Here is a 10,386-nt window from a genome sequence, read left to right on the forward strand (position 1 = left end):
AAATTATTTTCTCCTTTCTCTTATTTCACACGCATAAAGTATTCGCCTGCTTCTTTCTTCAATACACGCCAACTCATGGAGTATTCACCACTCACATTCATTTCAGAGATTACAAACGTTCCATCGCTGTTAACATATTCTACAAATGCCACATGCCCGTATACAGAACTTGAACCTGCCACTCCATTCGTAAAGATCACGGCATCTCCTCGTCTCGGTGTTGAAACAAGACTCGCACCTGGCGTTAGAATATAATTTACTATCCATTGATTCGCATTTCCCATCGTTGGGTGAATCGACTTACCAAGTTGTGCCATTCGATTGTACACGTACCATGTACAATTTCCGAGTGCATACGCATTACCAGGCCACCCTTGTCCTTGTTTCGTTTCTCTATCCGTAGGTAAAGGTTTCATTTTATCTTTGTATTTTTGGAAGACTTCGCTACTTGATCCATTGACTTCATTCCCTGAACTAGACAGGAAGTTAAACCAATTTTGAGCAGCTTGAATCCGTTCACTTGTTTTATCTCCTGGATTTCCTTCCCAGTTATTCAAGAAATACACTGTTAATTCTGGTACGGTTGCGGCAACTTTGTTTCCTGCTGTATTAGCAGCTATTGTTCGATAGGCAGGAGAATCACCATTAAAGATAAAGTCTAATTGTAATTGTAGATCATACCATTTTTTCTTTTTACTTTTTGCATAGTCAAGTAACAATGTATGACGTGTACTTCCGTCAGCTGTATCTGTCCATTGGCCTAATCCTAACCCTCTATGAAGAATATTAGGGAATTTACCATAGATTTCCGTTCCACCCATTGCTAGCCAAGCAGGATCATCCCATGAAGTAGCACTCGCTCCTACAGGTGGGTTTAAGTAATCTCCTTCTGCTCGTTTTGGATTGATTCCACTTTCAACGGAAAAGTTCCCTAAGATAGCGGCAATTCCTTCTTTTTTGTATCCTAATTTTGTTAAGTAGTCATAGACAGCTCGTGCTCGACTCTCTACATCCGCTCCTGGATCAAAGGACGAAGAACCCAATAATGTTGTTTGCGTATAGGTCACATTGGGAAAATAAAAAGCGGGGTTAACAGAAAACCAAGCCTTTTTCTCTAAATCATATTTTTCATACTGAAGGGTGACCGTTTCATTTGGACTATTTCCCAAAAAGGTACCGACTTGCACGTCTTCGTTCCCTTTGAATCGACTACTTTTAACGCCTTCAATGGTTAAACGAACACTTTTTTCTTTTTCTATGACTAAACTTGTTTCATTTGGAATAGTTGTTACCTTTCCTTCAAGTGGGGAATTGAACGCTTTATTAACTTCTGTCATAAGCTCAATTCCCTGGAACAAACTTTCTTTTCCGTCTTTCTTTTCGTACCCATATCTACGTGAAACAATTAATGAATCTGTTTCAAAGGGAAATGCTAACGGATCATCCAATGTAGTATAGCCTAATTCCTTTTTTACTTCCTGATAATGCTCATAGTCTTCGCCTGAAAGAAAATAACGTGACTTGTTGTCTGTTTCAAGTTCTTTTATGGTCTTTAACTCGTAGTCAGGAGATTTTCCATTCAAATCTTCCCACAGATCACTGAGATAGTTCTCAAAGTTTTTTCCCAACAATCCAGTGTCCGACAATTTATATTCTTCAAAACGATAATTCATATAAAACATGACATCGTCAATGTTGCTGTAGAATTGATTGGTGTCGTCCGTGTGCTCTGCATCTAGTTTCGTCATATAAACCCATGAGTCTGTTAAATCTTCATCTTCTTGAACGATCGCAGGTTTCTGTGTTCCTCCTGCAATACCCATCATCATAAAAACAACAACTACAACTAATAAGACGATCCAGGTAATTGGGTTTTTAATAAGAATCATCGCTGCTTTTGAAGCCGATTTTTTGCCTGTTAGGACAGAACGAACTAAGCTAAGACCTTTTTCAGCTTTTTTTGCGGCCTTAGCCGCTTTCATTCGTTGACGGTGATTACGTAATTTGTACATCAATTGTTTTCGTGTCGTAAGATTCTCTGGTGTTCGGTGGAATCCACGTCCTCTTGAAAAATTGAACGTGCGATTACCTAAACCATAAGCACCTTTTCCTGTTTTTAATGCTACTTTTCCAGTATTTTTACCGATTTTGAAACCAACACGAATTTTTTGATTGGCTCGTCGTAGTTTTCGATAAGCTTCTACGCCCTCTTTTAAAGTATCATCTTCACTCAAGACCTTTAATGATTGTTGCTTAGTTTCTTCTTTCATAGAAACTTTGGTTTCACTTTTAAGTTGTACAGAAATTCTAGTTGTATCTTTAGCCTTTATTTTTTGATAGACACGTTTGGCTACTTTTTTACCGTTTTTGTCTTCAATAAATTTTTTCTTTGCAATGATATGATCGATTGAAGGAGCTTGACTGCCCTTTTTCACGTTGATCTTATGCTTTTTTAATTGACCCTTATACCCTTTTCTAGAAAGTTTATAGTCTTTTTTTGCCTGTTTAAATGCTTTCTTAGATACCTTCGTTGCTTCTCGTGGATTACGGAAAGCATTTTTGCTAACGCCATCCTTCACTCTAGGCGCAATTTTTTGGTTTTCTTTCCAAGAAGGCTTCTCTTCTTTCGTCATAGAATCACTTCCTAAGCATCTGTGTTCATTATTTCAAAGAGTTCTGTATTCTCTGGAATAGGATTTTCAAATGGAACGATCGTTCCATTGGCATAGATCAAACCTGTTCCTTGTGGTACTTTTTCGCCTACATACTTCAATAATTTAGGTTTCAAATTGACCGCTTCTTTCAGTCTTTGTAAATCTACAGGTTTTTGGCGTAACAGAATCATAAATTCACTATTAGATAGCATTTTCATACCAGCTGGACTATCCAACATTGTTGAGATATTTTGAGTGATTCCTGTTGTAACCGCCCCATATTTTCGGATACGTACCCATAAATTTAAGAACCAACTAGCGGAACTTTCTTCTTCAAAATTCACTTGTAATTCATCAAAATATAGACGAGTAGTAACTTTCCCTTGATTTGCTACGACTTGCTTCCAGATCTGATCTAAAATGACTTTCATCGCAAAAGGCTTCATTTTTTCATCTAGTTTCTTGATATTGAACACAACAAACTTGGCATTTAAATCAATATTTGTTTTATGTGCAAAAATATCTTGCGAGCCAATACAGTAAGGTTCTACTTTTGTAGCTAATGTTTTCGCTTCTGGTTCTGGTTGCTCTAGCAAAATATTAAACCACTCTACTAGGGTAGGCGGTTCTTGACTCCCTTCAAATGCTGCATACGTTTTTCTTGTCACACGGTCAACGATCGAGGCATCTTCATCTGTATAGGACTTTAATAAGGATTCAAATAGGCCAGATAGTAAATTGGCCTTTTCTTTAACTAAATCGACATTTCGATCTTCTACATCCAATAAACGACTGTCAACCATATCTAAAATGTTTAAATGGTGTTGTGTCCCTGTTGAAATATCTAAGATTTCAGCACCAAAAGCTCGAGCAATCGGTATATACTCACTTTCGGGATCAACAATACGGAATAAATCTTTTGGATAGCGAAGTAAAGCACTGATCATTTCCCACTTAGTAGCCATTCCTTTTCCTGAACCAGAAGTACCAAATATCAATCCACTAGGGGTTGGCAAATCTTTTTTACGATCTAAGGTAATGACATTATTCGTTATTTGGTTTCGCCCATAATATTGGCCAGTTGGACTTTGTAGCTCAACATTGGTAAATGGTACCTGTGAAGCCACATTCGTGCTCGTCATATCACGCATATAATTCATTTCTACATCCAAATACGGTTTACCGATCGGTAAGATCGTATTCAATGCTTCCTCTTTGTAGTCTTCTACTACCTCAAAATCTACTTGCCATGTATGACCCACATCCTCAACTGCTTTAATGGACTCTTCTAACTCAGCTTCTGTTTTCGCAATCAAAAAAGTGGTGAAAATTCCTGAAAACATTTTTTGTCCGTTTTCTTTGATTTCTTCCATTAAGGCTTCCGTTGATTCTTTAGTGTCCTTCAAGTCACCTGCAATCATATCTTCCCCAACACCTTGCTGAAAATTATCTTTTTGCTGCTTACTAATCGCAACATTATTTAACGTCTGCATGGTTTGAATATTTTTCTTTGCTTGGATCATGTCATAAGGCGTGGCATGGATACTGATAGCAAGTTCTGTTCCTATTGCACATAATTCTCGTATCAAACGATCTTCTAAGTATTTCGGGTATTGGCGAATATATAGCACAGCAGCATAATATTCGCCTAAGCGCATATACTTTTTGTCTTTCACAAAACGAATTTTCCCAGGAACGATAAATGCTTTACTATTCAATCCTGATACCGCAATGTCTTGATATGTTGTACTAAAATAAGAACCTGGTCGTAAGAGACCACTCATTACTGACAGCCGTTCTACACCACTTAGAGGAGTCACAGACAGGTCTACTTCATTTGCTTCAAAACGATTTTTAAAGTTTTTTGCGATTGTTTCAATATTTTTATTCGCCTGTTTTCTAGACGAACTCTTGGTTGTAAACGTGGCATATTTTTCAATCGTAAAATTTCGTTGATCTTGTTGGAACTGTTTATCAATGATCTCATTCATTTCTTGGCGATAATTGTCCAACGGATCTGCCGCATAAGGTAATAGAATAGACTCTAATAAAGAGTCGTCGATTCGTTTATTAAGTACCAATAGTTGATATCTTGAATTTTTATCTAAGGTATTCAGCCCATCTGCATAGCCAACCACGATATCTTCCTGTTCCTGTTCCATCGAGACTTCATAATCAACTTCACCCAATCGATAGGTTTTGGAATATTCGCCTTCTACAACGTGCATTAAGCCCTCTTCAAACTGAAGTGTATACTTAATACTGTCTTGCGCTGTTGGATTAGCTTTTTCCATCACACGTTGTTTCATTTGCTTTTCTGTTTGTTTAGATCTCATCTGTTTCTTTGATGGTTTCTTTTTGAGTAAATTCATGCTTTCCATATCTCCTTATCTGTCCTGATCTATAGGTTCGTTCTTCATAATAAAAGTAAAGTTCGAACTTCCGTTTCTTTTCTTTCCACGTATTCAACAATAGAAAAACGGATAATACCCTAAAACGATCGCAGTAGGTAGAGAGAAAATTAAAAACGCCCAATCAGGAAGAAAAAATATTTCTACTCCTAATATGAGCGCAGTACCTGCTAATAAGACATAGGCTTTCAGCTGTCGTATACTGATCCCCCATACCTTTCGTTCAATTTTAGACACATCTTTATAAAATTGTGAGCCAATTGCCATACTACATCGCCCCCATAAATCGTTTGGCCATTCCTTGTGAGCCAATCAAAATGATTATAATCGCTACATATTTAAAAATGAGCACTACATAAATCATGATATTGATCATTAATGCTCCTGCATTGTCCCAAACTCCACCTTCAAATGAAGCAAAAGACAAATAATCGTTGGCCATTAAAATTGGAATTAAACCAACGATCAAGACTAATAGTGCACCTTGTAGAACAAGCGCCATGATTTGTTTGATATACCCTACAGCAATTGAGCGAAGCTCATCGTTTACGAAGAAAGCAATCAAGATAGGTGCCATCGCTTTGACAATATACAGTTGAATCCCTCGTAAAAAAATGAGAATATTCGTGATAAACGAAGATAGAAAAAGTGCAATATAGGCGAACACTTGAAATAAAAGTACAAGTGGTTTTGCCCACCAGGATACTTTTCCCATCTGAGGGATTGCATCACTTGTTCCTGTAATAGTCACAACTGAATTGATCCACTTAGCTGCTTGAATCCCAAACCATACAATTCCGTCTACGATATAACCCGAAGACATGATCAGCACAAACGCAATGATATATTTCATTGCTAAGTCTGTAAGGACTTCTACACCCAATCCTCCGTCTTCCATTTTAAATTTCTTTGTTACACTGGTCATTTCCACCATGAAAAGAATGCCTAAAATCGCCAGTCCCAAAGGAATCAAGACTTTCGCTATCTTTCCCATCACTTCATTTGTCGTTGGATTATATTCTCCTAAACTTTGAAACAGCTGATTGAGGGTGGATTCTGGAATATTCATTCTTTTCCCTCCTTAGAATTTGATTGAACTAAGCTGAGCAATTACGTATGCACCTACGCCTGTTGCAATCAAGGCAAATGCCCCACCAACAATAATTGCCTCAATCCCTTTATCTGTTTTTCTTGGATCATCCGTCTGCATTCCTGAACGAACATCCTTTACTCCTAACATAATGCCGACAGCTGCTAAAACACCGATGATCGCTCCGATGATTGTGACAATTTTTGTAACGATATCCATTTCTATTTCCTCTTTTCTACTTATTTTTTAGTTATTGCCATTCTGAAGAGTGAAAATTATCCTCTTGTCCAAATCCGTCAAATCCTGATTCTTCTTCGCTGTTTTCAAACTCTTCTAGTGTTAAAAATTCTTTTATTTGTACTTGTGGCTGTCCCTGATATGACCCTTCTTCTACTCGAATGTAAACGTCTTTTCTTGTGAGAAATTTCAACGTATCTGGATTATATCCAAAGGTCAAATCTGGAATCTCAACACCGTTGTCTTCAATGCTCGCAAGAAGAAAATTCATATTGTCTTGTGTGAAATCATTTCCGAACGTTAAAAAGAAACGACCCTGTTCTTCATTTTTCCCTTCAAGAAATAGAATAAACATATCGCTTCCGCTTTTTGCTTGTTTGTTCTGTACTTTTGTAATCGTTGCTGCATGCGTTCCTACTGTAAACTGTTTAAATCCGTTTCTACGCTCTGTTGGTCTTTGATATTTCATTGGTTTTTCTCTCCTTTAAAACGATTTTTTATAACAAAAAAAGCACCTATTCAGATAGACATAAGTACCATAGCTTCACGACTAAAATTCTGATTAATTCAATGATAAGTCGCTATTAGGAATCATCACTGCAATATACTCTGTTGTTTTTTCATTGTAGTAACAGTAATAATCAGGTGCTAAACAAATATTCTCTAAGTGAACTACCTCACCATTCAAGATTTCATTTTCCAATTGTCTCAGATCACTGTTATCAAAAAAGTCTTCATTCAAAGATAAATACTTTTTTCTCACTTCATCATATACAGCTTCAGGAAATTCACTTTTAAAAAATGGCCATTGAGTATGATCAAATTCTGTTACATATCTTGCAATTTCAACAGTTGCTGAAGTAACCTTTTCCATTGTTTTCTCCTTTCATGATTAAAAAATGATTAAATAGTAATTTCACCTTTTTCAATTCGTTCTAATAACAACTTTAGCGGCTCCTGTTTACCACGACCTTTTTCTCCTAACAGAACGACACTTGGGAGTGGTTCTCTTGAGCAGTCTTTACAGTTTTTTTACTTTCTTTTAATCATGTCATCTCCTCTTTCCACAAACACAAAATGAATGAAATATAAAATTATTTTTGTTTTATATGATATAATTGTCTGACAAAAACAAAGGAGAGACTTGTATGACTTTAACTTTGAGTATGATTAGAAAATTAATGAAGACACATTCATATTTACCCAATCATATTATCCAAAAACATGCAAACAGAATTGCTGAAGTAGTTGAAAATGAGACTGACTGCCAAGAACAATATGAATACTACAGATTCCCTATTTATATTGGTTACTCTGATCAATTCATATTAGACGCTTATTTGAACATTGATAAAATCAAAGATTTCTTGACTTCAAATAAGCAGAAACCCAAGAAATTTTTGTTGGAAGAATTTACATTTGGTACACGGCATCAAGAAAGTCACTGACGAAAATTTGATTGCATGTACTAAAATAGAATTAGATCCTGAACTGTCCGTAAGTTCTGATCCTATAATCATTTTAAAAAAAAGACAATTACAGATCGATAATAGACGGCAATACAAGGACTTCTTTCGCTAAACAAATATCAAATGACCTTGATATTTTAGGTTACGAGCTTGACTATGAAACTTAATTACGAATGAACTATATTTAAATGAATACTCTAAAACGGTTACTAGAATTTAATAATGATCTCAATAGATTCTATAAAAATACTATTAAATAGTGATCTCGCCTCGTTCAATTCGTTGAAGTAAAGATTTAAAAGCCTCTTGCCGTCCTACGCCCCTTGATCCAAATAAAACCGGACATTTGAAATACTTCCCTTGTTCGGTTTGTACTATTTTCTTTCCCTTTTTTACTCACTTAAATGCCTCCCTACTTTGATTGTGCTAATTTCTTTTTTAATAGTTTTTTTGCACGTCTAACAACAAAACCAATGAATTGTTTTTAGGCATTAGTTCAAGGTTTCTCCCGAATTTCTCCATATGTCCCTGTCTCTTTTTTCAGTTCCTTCAGTAATTCATTCGCTTGATTTTCAATAAAGTCATCACAGATAATCATTTTTTTGATTACTTTTTCTCTTTCCATTTTAAAAGCCTTCTTTCTTTGTGTATTAACTTAACTCTTTGTGACTCCTTATCGTAAGTGCCAATTCTGCATTTTGATCTAGACAATCTAACATTATTTGGAATAGAAAGCGTAATCGTGCTTTATTTTTACCACAATATCGCCAACTACCTTTTGTAATCGGAATTTTTATTGTTTTTCTATTGTGAACCAACAAAATCGCACTGTATTCCTGCCATTGTTTAAATTCCAACAAATTGTTTTCTCTTAGTTCGATTACTTTATTTGCATTGATTGTTAACTGTTTTAGGATTTTTTGTTGATTGCTGCGTTGATAAACAAAATCAACGTCTGATTCCTTCAACGCTAAGTGACGTGCTTGTTCCTTAAAAATACTCGTTCCCATCTATTCACCTCCTCGAATTTAAAAGAAAAAACCGTTCATTAGAACGGTTCTTCATCGTTTACGATTTGTTTGTTTTTTTTGATCGAACTGTGAAAAAAATAATGCTGCTCAGAGTAATGATCCATCCAAGTAATTTAACAAAAATACTTGTTGGACTGTCACCAGTATGTGGAAGTACCTTTTCAGCAACTTTTTTCTACTGGTGATTTTGGCTCTTCTTTTTTCGGATCGGCAGCTTTCGGAACTTTATTGACACGTTTTTCTGTTTCATGGTGTTCTTCTGTTCCGTCTGAATCTTGCCATTGTTGATCGGCGGTATTAATGATATCTATTCCTGCTTTCACATCTTTTTTCACGGTCATTGGCGCATCGATTTTATAAAATTGTCCGAACGGAATTTTTTTCAGTATCGACGATAGAAACCTCTTCGCCTTTAGAATTCTTTGCTTTTTTGAAGACATTCGCTGAAATCGTCAAAGTGCCTTTTCCATCGTCTTCAATTTTGAAGTATTTTGTGAAATCTGTTCCTTTTGCATCATATACTTTCAACTGGTCTTTATTGACCGTTACGGAAGCCGCATCGTATTTATCAACCATACGCAAATAAGTTAATTCGCTTGTTTCGTCAAATGGTCTTGTATCCAACCACAATTGATAATACAGCGTTTGACCTGCTTTTACATCCGTTGTATTGATATTTTCTTTTTCGTTATTATCTGTTTTATCGTTGTAAGGATCTTTGTTAGAATCCGCATAACGGTCTTTCATTTCGCTGTCATCGTCTAAAAGCTTGTCTCCTGTTAAATCAAACTTTTCTTTTGATAAATCGAACTTATGCGGTTCAGGTTTCGGCGTTTTTGTGTACACTTCGTTAGAATCCTGCTTCACATCATTGATTGTCTCTACAAACGTATTTAGAACCTTGTCAGAGTCTTTAAAGCGATAGAATGAAGCGTGAATAGTAAATCCGACCTCTTTGTCTTTATGCTTGTTTACAACGTCTAAGAACGCTTTTTGAGCAGTAAATAAGACCTTGCCTTTCTTATCTTCAGCTTTGACGAAATCTGTGGCAATTCGTCTCCTGCTTTGTAAGAATCAAAGTCTTTGGTTGCATATAATTTGAATGTTCCGTTGTAGCGATCAAAATTTTCGTCATAATCGTCATTGATCGTCCAGCTGGTTGTATCTTGACGATTTAGTTGTAAAACACTTGAATTTAACACGTAAAGAAGTCAGAGTTTAAAGCAACGTCACCTTCATTGATTGATTCCCCACCGTCAGTTTTAGTCACATCTTTTGTTGGTGGTGTCGGTGGTGTTGGAACGTCTGGCGTATCAGGATTATTGTTAAAGTGTAATGTAGATAAACTAATCGTTGGTTTTTCAGTTGTTACGCTGCCAACAGTTCCCTTGCTATTTGGGTTCTTTTCTGTACTGCTGTCTTGTAGGGCAAATTTACGTGTAGAGTACGGATTAGAGAAATCTTTATTGTAGCTTGCACTGATTGTTAAAATAT

At 36.1% G+C, this 10,386-nt stretch carries 15 protein-coding genes and 1 pseudogene; 1 reads left to right on the forward strand and 15 read right to left on the reverse strand.

Features of this window, described 5'->3' with window-relative positions; genetic code table 11:
- Positions 1–20 precede the first annotated feature (20 nt).
- The 7 genes from CC204_RS20925 to CC204_RS20955 form a co-directional block, all read right to left on the reverse strand.
- Positions 21–2,633: a phage tail tip lysozyme gene (locus CC204_RS20925; RefSeq protein WP_088272032.1), complete on the reverse strand. Its 2,613-nt coding sequence runs from the start codon at positions 2,631–2,633 to the stop codon at positions 21–23.
- A gap of 11 nt (positions 2,634–2,644) precedes the next feature.
- Positions 2,645–5,026 carry a VirB4-like conjugal transfer ATPase, CD1110 family gene (locus CC204_RS20930; protein WP_088272034.1) on the reverse strand — a complete coding sequence of 794 codons (2,382 nt, stop codon included), beginning with the start codon at positions 5,024–5,026 and terminating at the stop codon, positions 2,645–2,647.
- Between the two features lie 93 nt (positions 5,027–5,119).
- The gene (locus CC204_RS21660; RefSeq protein ID WP_227011299.1) at positions 5,120–5,332 is read right to left on the reverse strand and encodes a PrgI family protein; all 213 of its coding nucleotides are present in this window, start codon (positions 5,330–5,332) and stop codon (positions 5,120–5,122) included.
- Position 5,333: 1 nt separating this feature from the next.
- A complete protein-coding gene (locus CC204_RS20940; protein ID WP_088271969.1) occupies positions 5,334–6,134 on the reverse strand; it encodes a TrbL/VirB6 family protein in 801 nt (266 codons plus the stop codon).
- 12 nt (positions 6,135–6,146) lie between these two features.
- Positions 6,147–6,374 (reverse strand): type III secretion system protein PrgF, encoded by a 228-nt coding sequence (locus CC204_RS20945; RefSeq protein ID WP_069653744.1) that lies wholly within the window; start codon positions 6,372–6,374, stop codon positions 6,147–6,149.
- A gap of 31 nt (positions 6,375–6,405) precedes the next feature.
- A complete protein-coding gene (locus CC204_RS20950) occupies positions 6,406–6,861 on the reverse strand; it encodes a type III secretion system protein PrgE (RefSeq protein WP_088271970.1) in 456 nt (151 codons plus the stop codon).
- 93 nt (positions 6,862–6,954) lie between these two features.
- On the reverse strand, positions 6,955–7,266 hold the full coding sequence (locus tag CC204_RS20955; protein ID WP_088271971.1) for a hypothetical protein: 312 nt from the start codon (positions 7,264–7,266) through the stop codon (positions 6,955–6,957).
- A 274-nt stretch (positions 7,267–7,540) separates the two neighbouring features.
- Between CC204_RS20955 and CC204_RS20960 the strand changes: the two genes are divergently transcribed.
- Positions 7,541–7,840 carry a hypothetical protein gene (locus tag CC204_RS20960; RefSeq protein ID WP_088272035.1) on the forward strand — a complete coding sequence of 100 codons (300 nt, stop codon included), beginning with the start codon at positions 7,541–7,543 and terminating at the stop codon, positions 7,838–7,840.
- Positions 7,841–8,357: 517 nt separating this feature from the next.
- Here CC204_RS20960 and CC204_RS21755 read toward each other — a convergent pair.
- The 8 genes and pseudogenes from CC204_RS21755 to CC204_RS21435 form a co-directional block, all read right to left on the reverse strand.
- The gene (locus tag CC204_RS21755; RefSeq protein ID WP_257790127.1) at positions 8,358–8,486 is read right to left on the reverse strand and encodes a hypothetical protein; all 129 of its coding nucleotides are present in this window, start codon (positions 8,484–8,486) and stop codon (positions 8,358–8,360) included.
- A 25-nt stretch (positions 8,487–8,511) separates the two neighbouring features.
- Entirely contained in the window at positions 8,512–8,871 is a 360-nt protein-coding gene (locus tag CC204_RS20965) for a hypothetical protein (protein ID WP_088272037.1), read from the reverse strand.
- Positions 8,872–8,929: 58 nt separating this feature from the next.
- Positions 8,930–9,016 (reverse strand): hypothetical protein, encoded by an 87-nt coding sequence (locus CC204_RS21930; RefSeq protein ID WP_120308927.1) that lies wholly within the window; start codon positions 9,014–9,016, stop codon positions 8,930–8,932.
- 37 nt (positions 9,017–9,053) lie between these two features.
- Positions 9,054–9,233, reverse strand: coding sequence for a hypothetical protein (locus CC204_RS20970; protein WP_088272038.1), 180 nt, complete (start codon positions 9,231–9,233; stop codon positions 9,054–9,056).
- 13 nt (positions 9,234–9,246) lie between these two features.
- Entirely contained in the window at positions 9,247–9,738 is a 492-nt protein-coding gene (locus CC204_RS20975; RefSeq protein ID WP_088272040.1) for an SspB-related isopeptide-forming adhesin, read from the reverse strand.
- A 42-nt stretch (positions 9,739–9,780) separates the two neighbouring features.
- Positions 9,781–9,945: pseudogene (locus CC204_RS21935) on the reverse strand (hypothetical protein); the annotation flags it as partial.
- Entirely contained in the window at positions 9,873–10,094 is a 222-nt protein-coding gene (locus CC204_RS20980; protein WP_088272041.1) for an LPXTG cell wall anchor domain-containing protein, read from the reverse strand. The gene CC204_RS20980 and the pseudogene CC204_RS21935, both read right to left, overlap by 73 nt.
- The coding region (locus tag CC204_RS21435) for a hypothetical protein (RefSeq protein WP_193434227.1) at positions 10,088–10,386 on the reverse strand (299 nt) is incomplete at its 5' end. The genes CC204_RS20980 and CC204_RS21435, both read right to left, overlap by 7 nt.

Source organism: Enterococcus wangshanyuanii (assembly GCF_002197645.1).
In the GTDB taxonomy this organism is placed as follows: domain Bacteria; phylum Bacillota; class Bacilli; order Lactobacillales; family Enterococcaceae; genus Enterococcus_L; species Enterococcus_L wangshanyuanii.